Annotated in this window: 17 protein-coding genes and 1 pseudogene; 12 read left to right on the top strand and 6 right to left on the bottom strand. The window is 71.5% G+C overall.

Annotated features, from left to right (window positions below):
• Positions 1-23 precede the first annotated feature (23 nt).
• From AB0E90_RS22260 to kduD, 8 genes are all read left to right on the top strand, one after another.
• Positions 24-1,997, top strand: coding sequence for a DUF2264 domain-containing protein (locus AB0E90_RS22260; RefSeq protein WP_360408572.1), 1,974 nt, complete (start codon positions 24-26; stop codon positions 1,995-1,997).
• A gap of 2 nt (positions 1,998-1,999) precedes the next feature.
• Positions 2,000-3,301, top strand: coding sequence for an extracellular solute-binding protein (locus tag AB0E90_RS22255; RefSeq protein ID WP_360408569.1), 1,302 nt, complete (start codon positions 2,000-2,002; stop codon positions 3,299-3,301).
• Positions 3,302-3,379: 78 nt separating this feature from the next.
• Positions 3,380-4,282: a sugar ABC transporter permease gene (locus AB0E90_RS22250; protein ID WP_360408566.1), complete on the top strand. Its 903-nt coding sequence runs from the start codon at positions 3,380-3,382 to the stop codon at positions 4,280-4,282.
• A complete protein-coding gene (locus AB0E90_RS22245; protein WP_360408563.1) occupies positions 4,279-5,166 on the top strand; it encodes a carbohydrate ABC transporter permease in 888 nt (295 codons plus the stop codon). The genes AB0E90_RS22250 and AB0E90_RS22245 overlap by 4 nt, the downstream gene beginning before the upstream one ends.
• 5 nt (positions 5,167-5,171) lie before the next feature.
• Positions 5,172-5,846 carry a hypothetical protein gene (locus AB0E90_RS22240; protein WP_360408560.1) on the top strand — a complete coding sequence of 225 codons (675 nt, stop codon included), beginning with the start codon at positions 5,172-5,174 and terminating at the stop codon, positions 5,844-5,846.
• Positions 5,843-6,979: a glycoside hydrolase family 88 protein gene (locus tag AB0E90_RS22235; RefSeq protein ID WP_360408557.1), complete on the top strand. Its 1,137-nt coding sequence runs from the start codon at positions 5,843-5,845 to the stop codon at positions 6,977-6,979. Before AB0E90_RS22240 ends, AB0E90_RS22235 begins: the two co-directional genes overlap by 4 nt.
• Before the next feature lie 8 nt (positions 6,980-6,987).
• The gene (gene iolB, locus AB0E90_RS22230) at positions 6,988-7,815 is read left to right on the top strand and encodes a 5-deoxy-glucuronate isomerase (RefSeq protein ID WP_360408554.1); all 828 of its coding nucleotides are present in this window, start codon (positions 6,988-6,990) and stop codon (positions 7,813-7,815) included.
• A gap of 2 nt (positions 7,816-7,817) precedes the next feature.
• The gene (gene kduD, locus AB0E90_RS22225; RefSeq protein WP_360408551.1) at positions 7,818-8,576 is read left to right on the top strand and encodes a 2-dehydro-3-deoxy-D-gluconate 5-dehydrogenase KduD; all 759 of its coding nucleotides are present in this window, start codon (positions 7,818-7,820) and stop codon (positions 8,574-8,576) included.
• A 93-nt stretch (positions 8,577-8,669) separates the two neighbouring features.
• On the opposite strand, the pseudogene AB0E90_RS22220 reads toward kduD, so the two are convergent.
• Positions 8,670-9,569: pseudogene (locus AB0E90_RS22220) on the bottom strand (WYL domain-containing protein); the annotation flags it as partial.
• Between the two features lie 44 nt (positions 9,570-9,613).
• Between AB0E90_RS22220 and AB0E90_RS22215 the strand changes: the two are divergent.
• The gene (locus AB0E90_RS22215; RefSeq protein WP_360408548.1) at positions 9,614-10,192 is read left to right on the top strand and encodes a DUF664 domain-containing protein; all 579 of its coding nucleotides are present in this window, start codon (positions 9,614-9,616) and stop codon (positions 10,190-10,192) included.
• 1 nt (position 10,193) lies between these two features.
• Here the strand turns inward: AB0E90_RS22215 and AB0E90_RS22210 are convergent, their stop codons facing one another.
• Entirely contained in the window at positions 10,194-11,048 is an 855-nt protein-coding gene (locus AB0E90_RS22210) for a hypothetical protein (RefSeq protein WP_360408545.1), read from the bottom strand.
• Between the two features lie 193 nt (positions 11,049-11,241).
• Between AB0E90_RS22210 and AB0E90_RS22205 the strand changes: the two genes are divergently transcribed.
• On the top strand, positions 11,242-11,829 hold the full coding sequence (locus AB0E90_RS22205; protein WP_360408542.1) for a phosphoesterase PA-phosphatase: 588 nt from the start codon (positions 11,242-11,244) through the stop codon (positions 11,827-11,829).
• A 32-nt stretch (positions 11,830-11,861) separates the two neighbouring features.
• Here AB0E90_RS22205 and AB0E90_RS22200 read toward each other — a convergent pair whose 3' ends face one another.
• Positions 11,862-12,452 carry a helix-turn-helix domain-containing protein gene (locus AB0E90_RS22200; RefSeq protein ID WP_360408539.1) on the bottom strand — a complete coding sequence of 197 codons (591 nt, stop codon included), beginning with the start codon at positions 12,450-12,452 and terminating at the stop codon, positions 11,862-11,864.
• Between the two features lie 162 nt (positions 12,453-12,614).
• Here AB0E90_RS22200 and AB0E90_RS22195 point away from each other — a divergent pair, with 162 nt between their 5' ends.
• Positions 12,615-13,814, top strand: a complete 1,200-nt coding sequence (locus tag AB0E90_RS22195) for a cytochrome P450 (protein ID WP_360408536.1) — start codon at positions 12,615-12,617, stop codon at positions 13,812-13,814.
• A 6-nt stretch (positions 13,815-13,820) separates the two neighbouring features.
• Positions 13,821-14,018, top strand: coding sequence for a ferredoxin (locus AB0E90_RS22190; protein WP_360408533.1), 198 nt, complete (start codon positions 13,821-13,823; stop codon positions 14,016-14,018).
• Positions 14,019-14,023: 5 nt separating this feature from the next.
• Here the strand turns inward: AB0E90_RS22190 and AB0E90_RS22185 are convergent, their stop codons facing one another.
• From AB0E90_RS22185 to AB0E90_RS22175, 3 genes are all read right to left on the bottom strand, one after another.
• Positions 14,024-15,784: an FAD-dependent monooxygenase gene (locus AB0E90_RS22185; protein WP_360408530.1), complete on the bottom strand. Its 1,761-nt coding sequence runs from the start codon at positions 15,782-15,784 to the stop codon at positions 14,024-14,026.
• A gap of 3 nt (positions 15,785-15,787) precedes the next feature.
• Positions 15,788-18,943: a beta-ketoacyl synthase N-terminal-like domain-containing protein gene (locus AB0E90_RS22180; RefSeq protein WP_360408527.1), complete on the bottom strand. Its 3,156-nt coding sequence runs from the start codon at positions 18,941-18,943 to the stop codon at positions 15,788-15,790.
• Positions 18,944-18,974: 31 nt separating this feature from the next.
• A partial coding sequence (locus AB0E90_RS22175) for a type I polyketide synthase (RefSeq protein WP_360408524.1) occupies positions 18,975-21,872 on the bottom strand: 2,898 nt, incomplete at its 5' end.

Genomic DNA, 21,872 nt, shown 5'->3' with positions numbered 1-21,872 from the left:
CCGAGCCCCTCGGAGAGTGACGCGTGCCCGAGAACAGCCCCGAGCGCACCCGCGACGACTGGCTACTGCTGGCCGACCGGATGCTCGCCGCCGCCCGCCGCCATGCCTCACCCGGCCACGCCCGCATCACGCCGCCGGGCGCCGAGGGCGGTTACGGCCGCGCGATCGACGGACTCGAAGGCTTCGCCCGCACGTTCCTGCTCGCCGGGTTCCGGCTGGCGGGGGAGCGCGGCAACGGCCTCGACGAGCTGGCCGAGTGGTACGCGACCGGCCTGTCCACCGGCACCGACCCGCACGCGCCGGACCGCTGGACTCGGCTCGACGAACACGGCCAGGCCAAGGTGGAGGCCGCCTCGATCGCCCTGATCCTCGACCTGACCCGCCCGTGGATCTGGGACCGCCTCAAGCCTTCGGCGCAGGAGCAGATCGTCGAATACCTGTCCCCGGTCGTCGGCGACCAGGACTACCCGCAGACCAACTGGGTGTGGTTCCGGCTGGTCGTGCAGACCTTCCTGCGCTCGGTCGGCGGCCCCTGGTCCGGCACCGATATGGTCGCGGACCTGGAAACGCACGACAGCCTCCGGCGTGCCGACGGCTGGTTGGCGGACGGCTCGACCCGCGCCTACGACCACTACAACGGCTGGGCGCTGCACGTCTACCCGATCCTGTGGTCCCGGATGTCCGGCGCCGCCGACCTGGCCACCTCCCGCCGCGCCGGCTACGTCGCCGACCTCGACCGTTTCCTGCAGGATGCGATCACCATGATCGGCGCGGACGGCTCCCCGCTGATCCAGGGCCGCAGCCTCACCTACCGCTTCGCCGCCGCCGCGCCGTTCTGGGCCGGCGCCCTGGCCGAGGTGCCGTCGACCGCACCGGGCGCGCTGCGGCACGCCGCCGACCGGATCGTGCACCACTTCGCCGACCGCGGCGCCCCCGACGCCGACGGCCTGCTCTCACTGGGCTGGCACGCACCGTGGCGCCGGCTCGCGCAGTCCTACTCGGGCCCCGGCTCGCCGTACTGGGCAAGCAAAGGCCTGCTCGGCATCGCCCTGCCGGCCGACCACCCGGTGTGGACGGCGCCGGCCGAGCCGTTGCCGATCGAGACCGGCGACGTGCTCCGCGCCGCCCGCGCTCCCGGCTGGCTGATCTCCGGCAACCGCGCCGACGGCATCGTCCGGGTGATCAACCACGGCACCGACCATGACGTCGAGGGCGCGACCACCGGCGACTCCCCGCTCTACGCCCGCCTCGGCTACTCGACCGCGACCGCCCCGATCCTCGACGAGAGCGGCTGGACCGACCCGCTCGACCAGTCGGTGGCGCTGATCGACCCGCATACGGCCCGCCGCTCGCACCGCACCGGCTTCCGCACCCTGACTGTGCGCGTCGACGGCGAGGTGGGCGTCGCCGGTTCCACCGGGCTCGCGCACTGGAACGTCGCCGGCCCGGATCAGCGCGACCACGGCAGCGGCCGGCCCGGTGAATCGCGCCCGGCCGCCGAGATCACCGTGTTCTCGCTGGTCCGCGGCCCTTGGGAGATCCGTTTCGCGCGCACTGACCGGCCGGGCATTCTCCGCATGGGCGGCTGGCCGGTGACGGGCGAGCTGGTGTCACACCTGATCCCGCTCCTCGGCCCGAACGTTAGTGCCACGAACGTTAGCGGCCCGAACGTTAGTGCGACGAACGTTAGTGGCACGAACGTTAGTGGCACGAACGTTAGTGCCACGAACGTTAGTGCCACCAACGTAAGTGGCACTAACGGTTTTGGCGTGGAGATCCATGACGACGCGGGGCCGCTCGGTGCCCCGACCCGGGTGCCCTGGCTCGAGTGGCCGGTCCGCCCGGGGGAGTGGGTCGCCGCGCTCGTCGGCCTCTCCCGCGACCCGGCCCCGCCCACCGCGGCGGAGGCCCACATCGACCACGGGTGGGAGGCGCGGGCCACCTGGCCCGACGGAGTCCACACCCGCACTCCCCTGGAAAAGCACAGGAAGGAATAATAATGATGAAGCGCTCTTTCGCGGCTGTCCTCGGCGCCACCGCGGCGATCTCCTTGGTCCTGGCCGGTTGCAGCAGCGGCGATGACGACAAGGGATCAGCCTCCGGCCCGCAGACGCTCACTCTGGCCGGGTGGAGTTTCGCCACCACGCCCGAGTTCAAGACCCTGGCCGACGGCTTCCACGCCACGCACCCCGACGTGACGGTGGAGCTGAAGGAGTACGACGCGGCCAACTACGACACCCAAATGGTCGCCGACCTCGCCGCCGGCAAGGCCCCGGACATCTACGCGCAGAAGACCCTGAAGAACTTCTACACGTATCAGAACGGCAAGCAGCTGGTCGACGTGTCCGATGTGGCCACCGCCCTCGGCGACAAGGTCGGCGGCATCTCCAGTTACCAGGCCGACGGCAAGACCTGGGCGATCCCGTACCGGCAGGACTCCTGGGTGCTGTTCTACAACAAGACCTTGTTCGCGAAGGCGGGTGTGAAGATCCCGGACGGTTCCTGGACCTGGGACGACTACGCGGCCGCGTCGAAAGAACTGACCACGAAGCTCAAGGGTTCCAAAGCGGTCGGCGACTACGAGCACACCTGGCAGTCGACCGTGCAGGGCTTCGCGCTCGCCCAGACCCAGGGCGCGACCATCGAGAGCGGCGACTTCAGCTATCTCAAGCCGTACTACACCCGGGCTCTTGATCTGCAGAACGCCGGCGCGCAGGTGAAGTTCGGCGACGCCACCACCAACAGCCTCACCTACCAGGCGCAGTTCGGTAAGCAGTCGGCCGCGATGATGACGATGGGCTCCTGGTACATCGCCACCCTGCGCAAGCAGCAGGCGTCCGGCGAGGCGGACAAGTTCGAGTGGGGCTTCGCCCCGGCGCCGCAGCTCGACAAGAGCACGACCGGCACCAGCGCCACGCCGGTCACGTTCGGCGACCCGACCGGTCTCGGCATCAACCCCAAGATCGGCAAGAGCAAAGAGGCAACGGCCAAGGCTTTCCTTCAGTACGCCGCGGGGCCGGACGGCGCGAAGGCGCTCGCCGGGATCGGCATCACCCCGGCGGACACGGAGGCGGTCAAGGACACGTTCTTCCAGCTGGACGGCGTCCCGCAGGACGACCTGTCGAAGTTCGCCTTCACCAAGCACGACACCAAGCCGGAGAACCCGGTCTCCAAGTACACGGCGGCGCTGCAGAACATCCTCAGCGACCTGCACACCGCGGTCATGTCCGGCAGCAAGGACATCGACGCGGCCATCACCGAAGCACAGAACCGGGCCAAGACCGAGGTCCTCAACAAGTAGTGCTCAACAAAGTAGTGACGCGAGCGCCGCGGGTTTACGACGTACACCCGCGGCGCCGTAACCACCCGGGAGCCTGACATGACATCTCTGCCGTTGGCCCGCCGCAGGCGAGGCCGGCAGGTGTTGCGCAACACGGTGGTGGGCTGGACGTTCCTGCTGCCGAACTTCGCCGGTTTCGCCGTGCTGACACTCGTGCCGGTGGCGTTGCTGTTCTACTACGCGTTCACCGAATGGAACGTCTTCGGCGGCGCCGAGTGGACCGGCCTGGCGAACGTGCGGCAGCTGATGCACGACCACAGCTTCCGGACCGCGCTGCTCAACACCATCTACTACACGGTCTTCCACATCCCGCTCACGCTGGTCGCGGCGCTCGCCCTGGCGCTGCTGCTCAACCGGCGGCTGCGCGGGGTCGCCTTCTTCCGTACGGTCGCGTTCTTCCCCTACATCACCTCGATCGTCGCCCTCGCCCAGGTGTGGAACATGCTGTTCAGCCCGGGATACGGCCCGATCAACGCGGTGCTGCGCGGGCTCGGCGTGGACAATCCGCCCGGCTGGACCACGTCGGCGGACTGGTCGATGCCCGCCGTGATCATCGTCGGGACCTGGCGTGAGATGGGCTACTACATGCTCCTCTTCCTGGCTGGACTGCAAACCATTCCGGGCCAGCTGTACGAGGCGGCCAAGGTCGACGGGGCGAACGCGTGGCAGCGGTTCCGCGCCGTGACGCTGCCCGGCCTGCGGCCCACCACGTTCTTCGTGGTCGTGATGCTCACGATCGGCAGCTTCAACGTCTTCGACCTGATCCTGGTGATGACCAACGGCGGCCCGGGCCAGTCCACCCTGGTGCTGTCGCAGTACATCTACCAAAAGGGCTTCGTCGAGAACCAGTTCGGATACGCATCGACGGTGTCGATTGCGCTCTTCCTGATCTGCTTCGTGATCACGATCGTCCAGTTCCTGATCAACCGGCGGCAGTCATGACCCTTCTGGAAGCTCCCCCCGCCGACCGCTTGAGCCTGGCCCCGCCACCCGCCGGCGGCAGGCGCGGCAAAAAGATCAACCGCCTGCTCGGGTACGGCGCCCTGATCGTCGCCGCCGCGGCCATCCTCGTGCCGTTCTACTGGATGCTCATGTCGTCGCTGAAGGCGAACAACGACGTCTACACGATCCCGGTCAAGTGGCTGCCCGACCCGGTGGTCTGGCACAACTACGTCGCGATCTGGCAGAAGTCGGACATGACGACGTGGCTGAAGAACACCCTGATCCTGTCGGTCGCGGTCACCCTGCTGCAGGTGCTGACCGGCAGCTTCGCCGCGTACGGCTTCGCCAAGGTCCGCTTTCCCGGGCGCAACGTGCTGTTCCTCGCCTACATCGGCACCCTGGCCGTGCCCTGGCAGTCGTACATGATCCCGCAGTTCATCCTGTTCTCGAAGCTGCACCTGTCGGACACCCGGTGGTCGATCATCGCGCTGCAGGCGTTCGGCGCGTTCGGTGTCTTCCTGATGAAGCAGTACTACGAGTCGATCCCGGACGAGCTGCTCGACGCGGCCCGGATCGACGGCATGAGCGAGTACGGCATCTACCGGCGGATCATGCTGCCGCTGTCGGTGCCGGCGCTGGCCAGCCTCAGCCTGCTGACCCTGGTGAAGACCTGGAACGACTACATGGGCCCGCTGATCTACCTGCGCAGCCGGGACCTGTGGACGATCCAGATCGGCCTGAAGACGTTCGTGAACACGTACAACGCCGAATATGCCCTGATCATGACGGGGTCGGTGCTGTCGGTGCTGCCGATCGCGATCATCTTCCTGCTCGGGCAGCGTTACTTCGTCGAGGGCATCGCCAGCACCGGGCTGAAGGGCTGAGCGCGATGAGACACATCGGCGCCGTGTTCGAGGTCGCCTATCTGGCCCTCATGACGAACCTCCTGCTCACACTCTCCTGTCTGCCACTGGTGGTCGTGCTGTTCACCACCGACCCGGCAACGTCCTGGCCGTTGCTGGCGCTGCTCTCGCCGCTGGCCGGCCCCGGCCTGTGCGGATCGTTCGCGGTGCTCGCCGCGTACTCCGGCGGCGACGGGTCGGCCCCGGTCCAGGTGTTCACGCGGGCCTGGCGGGCCTCGGCACGCCGGGCCGTCCCACTGGTCGCCGCCACCGTGGCCGCGCTCGTCGTGCTCGGCGTGGACGTGCGGTTCGCGTGGGGCCGCCAGGCGGGCGCAATGTTAATTCCGATTCTCATTGTCGCGATGATTCTGGTGCTCGCCACGTGCCTGCTCGCCCTGGTGGTGCTCGCAGAGCGGCCCGAGGTGCGTAATCGCGATGCGTGCCGGGTCAGCGTCTATCTCGCGGTCCGGCACTGGTACCTGACGTTGTTCTCGCTCGTCGCGCTCGGTGTGTTCGAGGTCCTGCTCTCGACGCGGCCGGCGATCGCCCTCGGCCTCGCGGCGGCCCCGCTTCTCTACCTGGTGTGGGCCGGAAGCCGGTTCTCGCTGAACGCCGTCCTGCCCGCGCCCGCTCTGCCATCCGTAACGAGAGGAGTCGCATGACGGCGATCGACGTCCGTCCCAGCCCCGACGCCGAGGCCGTCGCCGCCGCCGTGGCGGCCGCGCTGACCACCATCGACCGGAACATCGCGACGTTCGGCACCAACTATCCCGGCGACACCACGACCGGCGGCAACTATCTCGACCGCGGCGGAAACTTCGGCTGGACGACCAGCTTCTGGCCCGGCATGACGTGGCTGGCCCACGAACTGACCGGGGACGCGTCCTATGCCCGCGCCGCCGCCGGCCACGTGCCGAGCTTCGCCGACCGGATCCACTCGCTGTCCGATGTGGACACCCACGATCTCGGGTTCCTCTACACGCTGTCCTGCGTCGTGCCTTGGCAGCTGGCCGAGGACACCGTGGCCCGCGACGCCGCCGTCGCCGCCGCCGATCACCTGCTCACCCGGGTGCTCGAGCCGGCCGGGATCATCCAGGCCTGGGGCGACATGAGCGATCCGCGGCAGCAGGGCCGCACCATCATCGACAGCCTGATGAACACGCCGCTGCTGTTCTGGGCCTCGTCGATCACCGGCGAATCGCGCTACGCCGACATCGCCCGGCGGCACACCGAACAACTGCGGGACAACATCCTCCGGCCCGACGGTACGACGTTCCACACCTTTTATTGGGATCCGGCCGGCGGCGAACCGGTGCGCGGGGAGACCGAGCAGGGCAGCTCCGACGAATCGTGCTGGGCGCGCGGACAGGCGTGGGGGATCTACGGATTCGCGCTCAACCACCGGCACACCGGCGACCCGTCGTTCCGGGCGGCGGCCGAGCGCTGCGCCGAACGGTTCCTCGATCGCCTGCCGGCCGACTCGGTTCCCTACTGGGATCTCGTCTTCGGCGACGGCAGCGGCCAGGAGCGGGACAGCTCCGCGGCGGCGATCGCGGTCTGCGGGCTGCTCACCCTCGGCGGGGATCGCTACCGGGCGGCGGCCGGCCGGATCCTCACGTCGCTCATCGACGACTACTCGACCGCCGGAAAGCCGGATTCGAACGCTCTTCTCCGGCACGGCGTCTACGACAAGCCCAAAGGCGTGGGCGTGGACGAGGGCAATCTCTGGGGCGATTACTTCTACCTGGAGGCCCTGACCCGCGTCACCCGTCCCGACTGGTCCGATCACTGGTGAGGAGCCCCATGGACTACCGCTATCACTGCACGATCCCCGCCGACTCCGGCCTCAACGCGCTGCCGTTCAACCCCTGCGACCTGCTCGACTTCCAGCTGTTGCGGCTGTCGGCGGGGGAGTCGTGGTCGGGCGAGTCCGGTGACCGGGAGATCCTCGCCGTGCTCCTGGGCGGGAAGGCGTCGTTCACGGTTGGCGAGGAGAAGTTCTCCGAGGTCGGCGGCCGGCCTAACGTCTTCGGGGGGAAGCCGCACTCGGTCTACATTCCGGCCGGTTCGTCGTTCGCCATTTCCGCCCTGGGCGGTCCGGTCGAGATCGCGCTGCCCAGCGCGCCCAGCGACCTGGCCGTGGCGCCCTACGTCATTGCGCCCGCGCAGGTCGCGAACGGCCGGTGGGGCGCCGCCAACTTCGGGCGCACCTTCCACCAGATCCTCACCGAGATCGCCCAGCCCGAGCTGCCCGCCCGGCGGCTGATCGTGGGGGAGACCTACACCCCCTCCGGCAACTGGAGCACGTTCCCGCCGCACCGGCACAAGTTCGACGACCTGCCCGGCGAGGCCGCGCACGAGGAGATGTACTACTTCCGGGTCTCACCCGGCGACGGCTTCGGGATCTCCCGGGTCTACACCGACGACGGCTACGAGGAGAACTACACCGCCCGCGACCACGCCGTGCAGATGATGCCGTCCGGTTACCACACGGTGGCCAGCGCGCCCGGCTATACCACCTACTACCTGTGGTTCCTGGCCGGCACCCAGCGCACCCAGGGCGCCATCGAGGACGTCAACCTGTCGTGGGTGGGCCGCACCGTGCCGATGCTGCGCGACCTGGGGCACTGACGATGATCCTGGACAGCTTCCGGCTCGACGGGCGGGTCGCCCTGGTCACCGGCGGCAACCGCGGCCTCGGCCAGGGGAGCGCGATCGCCCTGGCCGAGGCCGGCGCCGACATCGCCCTGCTGTGCCGCTCGGCCCCCGCCAACACGATGGCGGCGGTCTCCGCGCTCGGCCGCCGCGTCCTCTACGTGCCCTGCGACCTGGCCAAGGACGATCTTGCCGACGCGGTCCACAGAGTCCTCGACGAGCTGGGCCGGGTGGACATCCTGGTCAACAACGCCGGCATCATCCGCCGCGACGACGCGGCCGCCTTCCCCGCCGCCGACTGGGACGAGGTGCTGACCGTCGACCTCGACGCGGTGTGGCACCTGTCCCAGGCGGCCGGCCGGATCATGCTCGATGCCCCCGGCGGCGGCAAAATCATCAACGTCGCGTCGATGCTGTCCTTCCAGGGCGGCATTCGGGTCCCGGCCTACACGGCGGCCAAACACGCGGTGGTCGGCCTGACCAAAGCCCTGGCCAACGAGTGGGCGGCGCACGGCGTCAACGTCAACGCGGTGGCCCCGGGTTACATGGCCACCGACAACACGGCCGCCCTACGCGACGACCCGGCCCGCGCCGCCGCCATCCTCGACCGCATCCCGGCCGGCCGCTGGGGCACCCCCGCCGACCTGGCCGGCGCCGTCGTCTTCCTGGCCTCCGACGCGGCCCGCTACATCCACGGCACCGTCCTGCCGGTCGACGGCGGCTGGCTCGCCCGCTGACGCGGCGCCCGCCCGGCCGCCGTCCTCCGCCGCGGGGTCTCCGGTCGGCCGGGGGACGGCTTCGCCTGCCGCCGCATCCATCAGCCGGCGGCCGATTTCCTGGGCCGCGCGACGAAGTTCCGGGCCGCCGGTGATGGTGAACGGGACCGGCACGGCGGTGAGCTGCTCGGCGTACCACTTCGGGTTGCTCGTTGTGCCGGTCAGGCGGCATCGGCTTTCGCCGGCCGGCTCCAGCCGGCCCAGGCTGCGGGGGACGCATGGCTCGGCGGCGGCGTGCGGCGCCTCGATGAGTACGTCGGTGGTGAACTCCCAGCCGACCGCGAGGTGGTCCTCCAGCTCCTTCGCCGGGTCCAGACCGGTCGGCGGCTCGAACGTGCCGGCCTGCGCCTCGACGCTCAGCACCCGGTCGATGCGGTAGGCGCGGCGGCCCCGCGCGGTTCCGCACAGCAGGTACCACCGGCCGTGGCGCACCACCACCGCCCACGGCTCGGTGTCGTGGTCCCGCTCGGTGCCGGACTCGGCGCGGTAGTGCACGATCGTCCGCTGCCGTCGCTCGCACGCCTCGACCAGGGCGGCGGTGATCCCCGGATCGGGGCGGGCGGCGCCGCGGTCGGGGACGGGCGCGGCCTTCTGGCGTACCGCTGCGGCTTGTGCCGCGACCGGCTCGGGAAGCGCTCGCATGATCTTGCCGAGGGCGGCGCCGACGGGCCCCTCGGTCGCGTCATGATGACCGTCCAGGACCGCCATGACCAGGCCCAGCGCCTCGGTCGCCGAGAACATCAACGGCGGCAGGCGCAAACCACGGCCGATCCGATAGCCACCGTACGGGCCGCGGGTCGACTCGATCGGGATGCCGGCGTCGCGCAGGAAACCCACGTAGCGGCGGGCCGCCCGCTCGGTGACGCCCAGCTTGTCGGCCAGCCGCTCGGCGGTGATGCCGGGACTGCTCTGGATCAGTTCGAGAGTTTGCAGGGCTCGCGCGGTGGGGTTCATGTTCCGGACGCCTTTCGACCGGAACCGAGCCTAGTCTGGCCGCCATGACCGACGACACCACGATCCACGAGCCGGCGCTGGACGCCGGCGAGGCCGAGATGCTGCTGTTCGCGCTGGACCGGTCGCGGGCGCAGTTCGCCTGGAAGACCGGCGGCCTCGACGCCTCCGCCCTCAACCGGGCGCACCCGCCGTCGTCGATGACGCTCGGCGGGTTGATCAAGCACCTGGCGATGGTCGAGGAGCGGTACACGATCGACTTCAGCGGGAAGCCGCCCGGGCCGCCGCTCTCCGCCGCCGACCGCGACGACCCCACGTGGGTCTGGCGGACCGCGGCCGACGATTCACCGGCGGTGCTCTACGGCCTGTGGCGGGACGCGGTGGCGCGCTCGCGGGCGGCGATGGCCGAGGCGCTCGCGGCGGGCGGGCTCGATCAGCCGGCGAAGTTCACCGCCGACGACCAGGGAAACCCGCCCAACCTGCGGCGCATCATCGTCGACGTGCACGACGAGTACGCCCGGCACGTCGGGCACGCCGACCTGTTCCGCGAGGCGATCGACGGCCTGACGGGGGAGGATCCCCCGTCCGACCGCCCCGCCGCCGCCCTTGACCGGACTGAAGACTGAGCTAGAACGTCTCGGACACCAGCGACGAGACCGGGCCGGAGACCGCCACCTCATAGCGGTCCTTCGCGGTCTTGAAGTCGGTCGAGCTCAGGGTGCCGGGCTTCACCTCACCCTGAGTCTTGCCGTCCACGGTCGCGGTCTTGGCGCCCTTGGTCAGCTTGATCCGCACGGCGGTGCCGGTCTTTCGCCGTACGCTCAATTCCCCGACCGTGCCCGCCACCGACAGACGCACCGTGCCGGTCGGGGGTGGCAGTTGAAGCACCGCGTGTGCGGTGCCGCCGGTCATCGTGACGGCCGTGGCCCCGCCCGCCTGCATGTCCACGTTCTGCTCGCTGGTGCCGCCGGCCAGCTTGAGCGTCCACTTCACCTTCGAGTTGAGCTGGATCTCCGCGCCGACCGTCCCGGCCTCGCCGGACTTGACCAGCTCCACCCGCGCGCTGGCCTTGGTATCCACCAGGTGGGGCACCGCGCTGCGGTCGATGGTCGCGATGTCATACAGCTTGTCGCCCAGGTCCGCGCTGCGCACGTGCAACACCGCTGAGGTGCCGGCCACCTCGAGCGTGCGGGTCTTCACCGTGCCGAGCGGCGCGGTCAGCTGATGCGCGGCATCCGGCCACGGCACCCCGCTGGCCGGCAGCGACTGGATCACGTCGGCCGGCGCCGGGGTCTGCGCGTTCGCCGTCGCGCGGTAGGTCGGCTCGAACGCCACCGTCTGCCCCAGCACGACGCCGATCGTCAACGCGACGAGCACCGCGGTGAACGCCCACAGGCGCCACGGCTTACGCGGCTTCTCCTGATAGACGATGACCGCGCGCGCCACCACCACGGGCGGTGGCTGCCGGGGAATCGTCGGCATCGACTGGGTAGGCTCGCTGACCGCCCCGAACCACTGATGATCATCCCCACTACCAGGCCCTACGGCCACCGCGACACCTCCACTCGCCAGACGTCTGCCAAGGTTCACCAGTGATACGCATCGCAGCCCGCGTCGGATCGAAGATCTTCATTTCAGCACGAGAAGCGCTCCCATGGAAGGCAGGATGTGACCGGTGCGTAACACCAGGGACACTTTGGCACGCGGCCTGACGGAGCTCTTCGCCCCAGCTGTGCTGGCCGCAGTGCTTCCCCTGGTCGTCGGCGCCCATGCATCGACATCAATAACTGTGGGTTTGCTGTGGGGTTTGCTGGCCAGCCTCTTCTGCGCCGTGCTCCCGTACGCGTTGATCTTGCGCGGCGTCCGCCGCGGCACCCTGACCGACCACCACATCGGCGTGCGCGAGCAACGAACCCGCCCGCTGCTGTTCGGCCTGGCCTCGGTGACGATCGGCCTGGCCCTGCTGCTGTTCCTGCACGCCCCGCGAGAGCTGACAGCGTTGATCGTGGCCTCACTGGCCGGCGGCGTGATCGCCACCGCGATCAACCACTTCTGGAAGTCGAGCATCCACGCGGGCGTGGCCGCGGCGACGACCGTGGTCCTGACCATGGTCTTCGGCCCGTGGCTCCTGTTGGCCTCGGCAATCACGGCTGCCGTGGCCTGGTCCCGGGTGCAGTTGCGCGACCACACCACGGCCCAGGTGCTGGTCGGCTCGGCCATCGGCGCCGTGGTCGCCGGTGCGGTCTTCGGCGCCCTGCGGTAGCGGGCAGCGGAGCCACGCATGCGGCCGGCCGGTCAGTGGCTCAGGTCCTGGCGCTGCAGGGGGCGGCCGGGCAGGGCCGCGCCCGGCCTCGCCTGCAGGCCGTCGATCAGGATCGCGGTGCAGCGGCTCGCCGACATGCGGGCGATCTCCGGGTCACGGGCCGACAGTGGGCGCAGGATCAGCGCGGACAGCTGGGCCACATCGCCCACCCCGACGTCGGCGCGCAGCCGGCCCTCCTGCTGGGCGGCGAGCACCAGGCGGCCGAGCCGCTCCAGCAGGTCATCGCGCAGGCCCGCGATGGCCGGGTCGGCGCCCTGCACCGCCACCGGGCTGAACTGGAGCTCGGCCGACCGGGTCAGCAGCCGGACCAGCGCGGGCCAGGCGCTCGACTCCTCGGCTTCGGCCGTGCGCGCCTCGTCCAGGATGCGGGTGAGGCTGTCGGTCGCCACCGCCCGGATAAGCGCGTCGCGGTCGGGGAAACGACGGTAGAGCGTGCCGACGCCGACCCGTGCGGCCCGGGCGATCTCGTCCATCGGCACGTCGTAGCCGCGCTCGGCGAAGACGGTGCGAGCGGCGGCGATGATCTGTTCGCGGTTGCGTCGCGCGTCCGCGCGAAGCGTCATGGGCCGGCCTCCTGACGATGGTGCCGGATTCTCGCACGTCAGGAGAGGTGCAGCCGATCAGCGCCCGTTTGATGGTGGACTGCGGGCCTTCGCGAAGGTACGGTCGACGGGTAACCGGAAGAGAATCCTCCACATACGGCCATCCCCTGCCGAGGAGTGTCCATGCATCAATTCCCGGTGACCCGCACCTGCCCCTACACCCCTCCCGCCGCCTACCGGGAGATCGCCGAAGAGGACCCGATCACCAAGGTCCGGCTGCCCGACGGCACCTGGACCTGGGTGGTGAGCAAGCACGAGCACGTGCGGCAGGTCCTCAACGACACCAGCTTCAGCGCCGACCGGTTCCGTCCCGGCTTTCCCAACCAGGCCCCGGCCGACCTGCGGCCGGGCCGGGCAACCTCGGACGAGGCCGACCGCACCATCCTCACCATGGATCCGCCGCAGCACGGGCCGGCCCGCCGCGCGGTTCTGGGCGAGTTCACCGTCCGCCGGATCAACGCGCTCGTTCCCGAGATCCAGCGGATCGTCGACGAGCAGGTCGACCAGCTCCTGGCCGGGCCGAAGCCGGCCGATCTGGTCGAGGCCGTCTCGCTGCCGGTGCCGTCGCGGGTGATCTGCGCGATGCTCGGCGTGCCCTACGCCGACCACGAATTCTTCCAGGCCGGCACGGCCGCGATGATCAAGCGGGACATCGCGCCGGAGCGGCGCCGGGAAGCCTTCGGGCAGGTTCGCGACTACATGTCCGACCTGATCGCGAGCAAGGAGGCCGACCCGCCGGACGACCTGCTCGGGCGGCAGATCCGGCAACGCCGGGCCGAGGGCACGTACGATCGCCGGTCGCTCGCCGCACTCGGCTTCCTGCTGCTGGTCGCCGGCCACGAGACGACCGCGAACATGATCTCGCTGGGCGCGCTCCAGCTGATGGACAATCCCGCCCAGCTCGCCAAGCTGCGTTCCGCGCCGGAGGGCACGGCGGGCGCCGTCGAGGAGATGCTGCGCTATTTCACCATCGTGGACACTGTGGTGGCGCGGATCGCGGTCGCCGACACCACCGTGGGCGGCGTGCGGATCCGGGCCGGCGAGGGCGTCCTCACCCTCGGCCTGGTCGCCAACCGCGACCCGTCGGTGTTCCCCGACCCGGACACGTTCGACCTCGACCGCTCGGCCCGGCAGCACGTCGCCTTCGGCTTCGGCCCGCACCAGTGCCTGGGGCAGAATCTGGCCCGGGCCGAGCTCCAGGCGGTCTTCGACACGCTGCTCCGCCGGGTGCCGACGCTGCGGCTCGCCGCCGGTGTCGACGATCTGCCGTTCAAGGCCGATGCCCAGATCTACGGGTTGTACGCGCTGCCGGTGGCGTGGTGACCCGGCATGAAGATCGTCGCTGATCTCACCCGATGCGTGGGCGCCGGTCAGTGCGTGCTGACCGAGCCGGAGCTCTTCGATCAGTCACCGGCCGACGGCACCGTGATCGTCCTCGACGACAACCCGCCACCGGAGCTGCATCCGGCCGCTCACGAGGCCGCCCTCATCTGCCCCAGCCAGGCCCTGACGGTAACTCCTGATTAGGGCGGTCATCGGTCACGCCGGCCCTGGACGGCGAACCCGCCGAGCATCGTCGCCTTCGCCGTCCCGGACATGTCGTCGCCGCGGATCGTCACCGTGAATGTCAGGCTGGGCAGCCGCTTCAGCTTGACCTTCCACCGCAGGGCCGCGCCGTCGAACCGGCCGTCGAGCAGTTCGGTGCTCATCTGGTTGCCGTTGTTGGTCAGCGTGCCGGTCAGCGCTCCGGCGGCCTCCGTGAGGCGAACCGTGACGTCCTGCTTGCCCATCGGGCTGTCCACGATCAGGCGCCAGGCTCCGTCTATCTCGGCGGACTCCGGCGCCTGGTCGCTCCCCGGGTCGCCGCCGAACCAGGCGGTCAGCGCCCGGCGGAGGCCGCTCTTGGCGCCCGCGTACGCGATGTGCCCGTCCGGGCGGATCAGGAGCACCTCGGCGTCGACCCCCGGCAGCGGCGCGGCCACGACCGTCTCGACCCGCCCGGACCACTCCGCGACGTCCGGCGCCGGGCCCCCGTCGCCGGAGACGTCCAGCAGCAGGCCGTGCCCGGAGCGCATCGCCTCCGCGATCGTGGCCGGGCCGCTCGCGGTCACCAGTGGCTGATCGGCGACGGCAGTGCCGGTCAGCGGGTGGTCGCCGCCCGGGTAGCGCGTCACGGTGGTCATCCGCAACAGGTGCCGGCTGACGTCCTCGAACTCGATCAGCTCGGTGAACAGGGTGCGCAGTGAGGCCAGCCGGTCCAGCGGGTGCAGCATCGCGACCACCGACTCGGCGTGCAGCAGCATCCGCCGCCCGACCGGTTGCCGCTCGGCCGCGTAACTGTCCAGCAGGCCGGCCGGCGCCCAGCCGTGGATCTCCGCCGCCAGCTTCCAGCCGAGGTTCATGGCGTCCTGGAGGCCGGTGTTCATCGCCTGCGTCCCGGAGATGAAGTATTGATGCGCCGCGTCCCCGGCGAGCAGCACCCGGCCACGGCGATACTCCGCCGCCACCCGGGACGGCCCGCCGAACCGGGCCAGGAAGTAGGCGTCGGTCAGCTTCGGCTCCTCGCCGTTCAGCCGGCCCACACCGGCCGCCAGCTCGGCCACGGTGGGCGGCCCGGCGTCCACCGGCGGCTCTCGGTCGAACTCGATCGACATGAGCCGCAACATGCCCTCCTCGATCGGCAGCGCTCCGAACATGCCGCCGGGCCGGGGGCCGGCCTCGAAGAGGCTCTCGAGTTCGTCGGTGAGCGGCACGTCGCCGAGGATGCCGTAGTAGCCGGGCAGGTTACCGGCCAGCTCGATGCCCGCGCCGCGCCGCACCACGCTCTCCGCGCCGTCGCACCCGACCAGGTAGGCCGCTCGGATCTGGTACGCCGCACCGGTGGCGGGACGCACGTCGACCGTCACCCCGGTCTCGTCCTGCGTGAAGCCGACCACCTCCTGCTCCCGGCGAAGCTCGGCGCCTTGACCGGTGGCCCACTCCGCCAGCAGGGTCTCGGTGCGCCACTGCGGGAAGCCGTATGTCCAATCGCTCTCGGTCACCGCGTCGAGATCGAGCCACAGCATCGCGAACGGCGTGCGCGGCCACCGGATCATCTCGGCCCGGATCGGCGCGGCCAGGCCGCGGAGGTTCAGAGTTTCCAGCGTACGGCTGTGGATGGCCATCCCGCTGGAGCGGGTCCCGGCGCCGGCCCGTGGCTCGATCACCACGGTCTCGACGCCGGCCAGGGAGAGCTCGCCGGCGAGCAGCAGTCCGGCCGGGCCGGCCCCGGCGATGACGACGGTCGATGTCATGGGTTACTCCTTCAGGGACGGAGCCGGGTGCGCCCCGGTCAGCTCGTGGGCGAGGTAGGCGACGAGCGAGGCCGGGGTCGGATATTCGAAGACGGTCACCGGCGGCAACAGCAGGCCGGTGGCCTCGCACAGCAGGTTGCGCAGTTCCAGCGCCGTGAAGGACGAGAAGCCTAGCGACACGAACTCGAGCTCCGGGTCGATGTCGTCGGTGGACGCGTGGCCGAGCACGGCGGCGGCGTGCCGGCGGACGAGGTCGAGCAGGACTTCCGCCCGCCCCGTCTCGTCGAGGCCGGCGAGTGTGCGGCGCAGGTCGGCCGCCTCGTCGCTGGTCGCCTCCTCGCGATCGGCGGCTTCCTCGACGTGGCCGGCCACCTCCGGCAGGTGCTCGGCACCGATCATGTCGGGCGCGTCCAGCCAGTAGCGGCGGCGCTGGAAGGGATAGGTCGGCAGCGGCACCGCCCGCGCGTCCTGGCCGGCGAGGAACGAGCCCCAGTCGACCCGGACGCCGTGCGCGTGCGCCCGGGCGAGCGCGAGCGTGAGGGTGTGGGTCTCCGGGCGCCGCGAGTTCAGCACCGGGGCCGGCACGACGCCGGTTCCGGCGAGGCACTCGGTCACCATCGACGCGAGCACGGCGTCCGGCCCGACCTCGAGGAACAGGGTGGCGCCGAGCTCGTGCATGGCGCGCACCCCGTCGGCGAACCGGACGGTGCCGCGGACGTGGCGGACCCAGTAGTCCGCCGTCGCCAGCTCGGCGCCGGCCACCGAGCCGGTCACGTTCGACACCACCGTCAGCCGCGGCGGGGCGTAGGTCAGGCCCTCGGCGACCTCCCGGAACGCCGCCAGCATCGGATCCATGTGGGCGGAGTGGAACGCATGGCTGACGCGTAACTGCCGGACGCGGCGGCCCTGCTCCTTCCAGTGCGCGGCGACCCGCAGCGCCGCGTCCTCGTCGCCGGAGACGACCGCCGCGGCCGGCCCGTTGAGCGCGGCGAGGTCGACGGCCCCGTCCGGCCCGGTGAACGAGGAGAGCAGCTCCTCCTCGCTCGCCTGGACCGCGATCATCGCGCCGCCCGGACGGGCGGCCTCCTGCATCAGCCGGCCCCGGGCGCTCACCAGCGTGCACGCGTCGGCCAGCGACAGCACCCCGGCCACGTGGGCCGCGCTCAGCTCGCCGATGGAGTGGCCGCCAACCACGTCCGGTGTCACCCCCCAGTGTTCGAGGAGCCGGAACAGCGCCACCTCGATCGCGAAGATCGCGGTCTGGGTGTACCGGGTCTGGTCGAGCAACTCCGCCCCGGCCGAGCCCGCGGCGGCGAACATGACCTCCAGCAGCGGCCGCGGCAGCTCCCGGTCGAGGTGCGTGCAGATCTCGTCCAGCGCCTTGCGGAACACCGGGTACGTGTCGTACAGCTCGCGGCCCATCCCGGCGCGCTGGCTGCCCTGACCGGTGAACACGAAGGCCACCGTGGGCGTGCCGCCGGCAGTGCCGTGCACGAGGTTGGTGGCGGACTCGCCCGCCGCGAGACGGGCCAGCCCGGCCAGCAGCGCGGTGCGATCCGCCCCGACGACCGCGGCCCGGTGCTCGAACGCCGCGCGAGTGGTGGCCAGGGCCACGGCCACGTCCGCCGGGTGCAGGCCGGGATGCGCCGCGAGGTGAGCGTGCAGCCGGCCGGCCTGGGCCCGGAGTGCGGGACCGCCGCGTGCCGAGATCAGCCAGGGAAGCGGAAGCTGCGCGGCCGGCCGTGCCGCCTCGCCGAGGGGCGGCTCCACGGCGGGTGGCTCCTCGAGGATGAGGTGGGCGTTGGTGCCGCTGATCCCGAACGAGGAGATGCCGGCGCGGCGGGGGCGGCCGGGGTCGGCCGGCCACGGCGCCGGCTCGGTGAGAAGGGCGACGGCGCCGGCGGTCCAGTCGACGTGCGGGGTGGGCGTGTCCGCGTACAGGGTTCGGGGCAGTTGTTCGTGCCGCATCGCCATGACCATTTTGATCACCCCGGCGATGCCGGCGGCGGCTTGGGTGTGGCCGATGTTGGATTTGATCGAGCCGAGTCGTAGTGGCCGGTCGGTGGGCCGGTTCTGGCCGTAGGTGGCGAGCAGCGCTTGGGCTTCGATGGGGTCGCCGAGGGTGGTGCCGGTGCCGTGTGCTTCGACGGCGTCGATGTCGGCGGGGTTCAGGCCGGCGTTGGCGAGGGCTTGGCGGATGACCCGTTCCTGGGAGGGTCCGTTGGGTGCGGTGAGGCCGTTGCTGGCGCCGTCCTGGTTGACGGCGCTGCCGCGGATGACCGCGAGGATGGGGTGGCCGAGGCGCTGGGCGTCGGAGAGCCGCTCCAGCAGCAGCAGGCCCACGCCCTCGCCGAATCCCGCGCCGTCGGCCCCGGAGCCGAACGATTTGCAGCGGCCGTCCGGCGACAGCCCGCGCTGCCGGCTGAACTCCACGAACAGTCCCGGCGTGGCCATCACCGTCACCCCGCCGGCCAGGGCCAGCGAGCACTCCTCCTGCCGCAGCGACTGGCAGGCGAGGTGGAGCGAGACGAGCGAGGAGGAGCAGGCGGTGTCGACGGTGACGGCCGGGCCCTCGAAGCCGAAGATGTACGCCACCCGGCCCGACGCGACGCTGCCGGCGCTCCCGTTGCGCAGGAACGCCTCGTACTCCTTGGGCGCCTCGAGCAGCCGGGCGCCGTAGTCGCCGTACATCACCCCGACGAACAGTCCGGTACGGCTGCCGCGCAGCACCGCCGGATCGATACCGGCCCGCTCGAACGCCTCCCACGTGCTTTCCAGCAGCAGCCGCTGCTGCGGGTCGGTGGCGATCGCCTCGCGCGGGCTCATCCCGAAGAACGCCGGGTCGAAATGGTCGGCCTCGTAGAGGAAACCACCTTCCCGGGTGTACGAGCGACCGGCGCGCTCCGGGTCCGGGTCATAGAGCTCGTCGACCCGCCAGCCACGGTTGACGGGGAACCCGCCCACCGCGTCCGTGCCGGAGTCGACCAGCTGCCAGAGCTCCTCCGGGGAACGCACCCCACCGGGGAACTGGCCGCTCATCGAGACGATCGCGATCGGCTCGCGTGCCTTGTACTCCAGATCGGTGAGCCGCTGACGGGTCTGGTGGAGTTCCGCCGTGACCCGCCTCAGGTATTGCAGTGTCCTGTCCTCGGACGTCATTCGTCGTGTCCTCTCCCGGTCCCGGCGGCGGTCAGCTGACGGAGCCCAGCTCCTTGTCGATGAAGTCGAAGATCTCGTCGCTGGACGCCGTCCGCAGTCGTTCCGCGACGTCGGCCTCGCCGGCCGGCGGCTCGCCGGTCTCCTGCCAGCTCGCGAGAATCACCTGCAGGCTGGTGGTGATCGCGGCCCGCGCCTCCGCGCCCGGATCGACGGCGGCCAGCGCGGCGCGCAACCGGTCGAGATCGGCGAGGAGCGGTTCCGCCGGGTCGGCCGGCGGCGGGGCCAGCACGGCCCGCAGATGCTCGGCGAGCCGGGCCGGTGTCGGGTAGTCGAACACCATCGTCGGCGCCAGCCGCAGCTGGGTGGCGGTGGCCAGCCGGTTGCGCAGCTCGACCGCCGTGAGCGAGTCGAAACCCATCTCCTTGAACGCCTGGTCCGCGTCGACCCGCTGCCCCGGCGCATGGCCGAGCACCGTGGTCACGGTGTCGAGGACCAGCGCTCGGACCGTCTTCTCCTGGTCCTCCGGGGACTGCCCGGCCAGCCGGTCCCGCAGCGCGCCGCCGGCCGGCTCGGCCCGCCGTCGTGACGGCACGCGCACCAGCCCCCGGAACAGCGGCGGCAGCAGGCCGGAGGTGGCCCGGCCGCGGAGCGCCGCCAGGTCGAGCGCGGCCGGGACGGCCACCGCCAGATCCTGGACGAGGGCCTGGTCGAACAGGGCAAGGCCCTGCTCCGGCGTCAGCGCGGTCACCCCGGACCGGTTGATCCGGCCCACCCGCTCGTCGCCGAGGCGGGCCGCCATGCCCTCGTCCTGCGCCCACAGGCCCCAGGCCAGCGAGATGGCGGGCAGGCCCCCGACCCGGCGGTGTGCGGCCAGGGCGTCGAGGAAGGAGTTCGCGGCGGCGTAGCTGGCCTGCCCGGCGTTGCCGAGCGTGCCGGCGAACGACGAGAACAGCACGAAGGAGCTCAGATCCGCATGCCGTGTCAGTTCGTGCAGGTGCCACGCCGCGTCCACCTTCGGGCGCAGGACCGTAGCCAGGCGTTCCGGGGTCAGCGAGCCGGCCACGCCGTCGTCGAGGACGCCCGCGGTGTGCACGACCGCGGTGAGCGGGTGCGCCTCCGGCACGTCGGTGAGCAGCGCGGCCAGTGCGGCCCGGTCGCTCACGTCGCAGGCGGCGACGGTGACCTCGGCGCCCAGCTCGGTGAGTTCCCGGCGCAGCGCCGCGGCGCCGGGCGCGCCGGCGCCGCGGCGGCTGGTGAGCAGCAGTTGCCGGACCCCGTACGCGTGGACCAGGTGCCGGGCGAAGAGCGCGCCGAGCTGACCGGTGCCGCCGGTGACCAGAACCGTCCCGTTCGGATCGAACTCCGCCGGCGAGGCCGGTTCCGCGCCGGCCGGCCGGGCCAGCCGGGCCGCGAACCGCACGCCGTTGCGGATCACCACCTGCGGCTCGTCGTCCGCGAGCACGGCCGGCAGCATCCGCAGGGAGACGTCGTCGTCGTCCACGTCGGCCAGCACCAGCCGGCCCGGGTTCTCCGACTGCACGCTGCGCCCGAAGCCCCAGACCGCGGCGTGCAGCAGGTCGGCGTCGCCGTCGTCGCCGGGCACGAGCACCGCCCGGCGGGTGAGCAGAACCAGCCGGGATGCGGCGTGGTCGGCGTCGGCGAGCCACTGCTGGACCGTGGCGAGCAGGCCGGACAGCGTCCGGTGAATGCGGGCGGGCAGGTCGGCCGCCGTCGGCTCGCCGGCCGGAGCCAGGCCGGGCAGCACGATCACCTCGGGGGCGGTGGCGGCCGCCGCGAGCGCGGTCAGGTCGGGATAGCCCGGCACCGTCGGCAGGATCGCCCGCATCTCCGGTGGGCCCACCACCGCCCAGTTCCCGGTGGGGACGACGGCCGACGCCGGCAGCTCCGTCCACTGCACGGTGAAGAGCGCGTCCGGGCCGTCCTTCCCCAGGGCGGCAAGCGTCGCCGCGGTGATCGGGCGTACCGCGAGGGCCTCGACCGTGGCCACGGCAGCGCCGGAACCGTCGGCGATGTCCAGGGACACGGCGCCGGCGCCGGCCGGCGCGAGCCGGACCCGGAGCTCGGTGGCGCCGCCGGCATGCAGCCGCACGCCGGTCCACGCGAACGGCAGGCGAGCCGTGCGCCGCTCCTCGTCCGTCGCGCCGAGTTCGGCCGCCGCGTGCAGGGCGGCGTCGAGCAGCGCGGGGTGAAGACCGAAGGCCTGCGCCTGCGACTGCTGCTCCGCCGGGAGGTCCACCTCGGCGAACACCTCGTCGCCTCGTTTCCACGCGGTCCGCAGGCCCTGGAAGGCCGGGCCGTACTCGAGACCCGCCTCGGCCAGGCCCCGGTAGATCCCGTCCACGTCCAGCGGCGTCGCACCCGGCGGGGGCCAGGCCGCGAACTCCTTGCCCGCGGCGCCGGGCCTCGCGGTCAGCGAGCCGGCAGCATGCAGCGTCCACGGCGCGTCGGGGTCGTCGTCCGGCCGGGAGTGGATGGTGATCGACCGCAGGCCCTGCTCGTCCGGGCCGAGGGTCGCCTGGAGCCGGACCGCGCCCTGCGCCCGGATGACCAGCGGGGCCTGGAGATTGAGCTCGTCGAGGACCGGGCAGCCGCCGAGGCTACCGGCGTGCAGGGCCATCTCGACGAAGGCAGTGCCGGGCAGCAGGACCGAGCCGGCCACGGCGTGGTCGGCCAACCACGATGTCACGGAGAGCGCCAGGCGCCCGGTGAAGACGCTGCCGCGGTCGTCGGGGAGGTCGATGGCGGCGGCCAGGAGCGGGTGGCCGGCGGACTGCTGGCCGATGTGGGCGGGGTTGCCGGCGGAGGGGGTGGGGGTGAGCCAGTAGCGCTGGTGCTGGAAGGGGTAGGTGGGCAGGTCGATCAGGTGGGCGGTGGTGGGCCAGGTGGGCCGGTGGCCGGCGGTGTGGGC

It is taken from the genome of Actinoplanes sp. NPDC026619 (genome assembly GCF_040638295.1).
Taxonomy (GTDB): Bacteria; Actinomycetota; Actinomycetes; order Mycobacteriales; family Micromonosporaceae; genus Actinoplanes.
The sequence above is the reverse complement of the archived record's forward strand: the minus strand, read 5'-3'. Positions and strand labels throughout refer to the sequence as shown.

Bases quoted from the DNA above. Each gene is read 5' to 3' on its own strand.
- AB0E90_RS22240 (WP_360408560.1), top strand. From the start codon at position 5,172: ATGAGACACATCGGCGCCGTGTTCGAGGTCGCCTATCTGGCCCTCATG.
- AB0E90_RS22195 (WP_360408536.1), top strand. From the start codon at position 12,615: ATGCATCAATTCCCGGTGACCCGCACCTGCCCCTACACCCCTCCCGCC.
- AB0E90_RS22245 (WP_360408563.1), top strand. From the start codon at position 4,279: ATGACCCTTCTGGAAGCTCCCCCCGCCGACCGCTTGAGCCTGGCCCCG.
- iolB (WP_360408554.1), top strand. From the start codon at position 6,988: ATGGACTACCGCTATCACTGCACGATCCCCGCCGACTCCGGCCTCAAC.
- AB0E90_RS22185 (WP_360408530.1), bottom strand. From the start codon at position 15,784: ATGACATCGACCGTCGTCATCGCCGGGGCCGGCCCGGCCGGACTGCTG.
- AB0E90_RS22180 (WP_360408527.1), bottom strand. From the start codon at position 18,943: ATGACGTCCGAGGACAGGACACTGCAATACCTGAGGCGGGTCACGGCG.
- AB0E90_RS22235 (WP_360408557.1), top strand. From the start codon at position 5,843: ATGACGGCGATCGACGTCCGTCCCAGCCCCGACGCCGAGGCCGTCGCC.
- AB0E90_RS22215 (WP_360408548.1), top strand. From the start codon at position 9,614: ATGACCGACGACACCACGATCCACGAGCCGGCGCTGGACGCCGGCGAG.
- AB0E90_RS22210 (WP_360408545.1), bottom strand. From the start codon at position 11,048: ATGCCGACGATTCCCCGGCAGCCACCGCCCGTGGTGGTGGCGCGCGCG.
- AB0E90_RS22250 (WP_360408566.1), top strand. From the start codon at position 3,380: ATGACATCTCTGCCGTTGGCCCGCCGCAGGCGAGGCCGGCAGGTGTTG.
- kduD (WP_360408551.1), top strand. From the start codon at position 7,818: ATGATCCTGGACAGCTTCCGGCTCGACGGGCGGGTCGCCCTGGTCACC.
- AB0E90_RS22190 (WP_360408533.1), top strand. From the start codon at position 13,821: ATGAAGATCGTCGCTGATCTCACCCGATGCGTGGGCGCCGGTCAGTGC.
- AB0E90_RS22200 (WP_360408539.1), bottom strand. From the start codon at position 12,452: ATGACGCTTCGCGCGGACGCGCGACGCAACCGCGAACAGATCATCGCC.
- AB0E90_RS22255 (WP_360408569.1), top strand. From the start codon at position 2,000: ATGATGAAGCGCTCTTTCGCGGCTGTCCTCGGCGCCACCGCGGCGATC.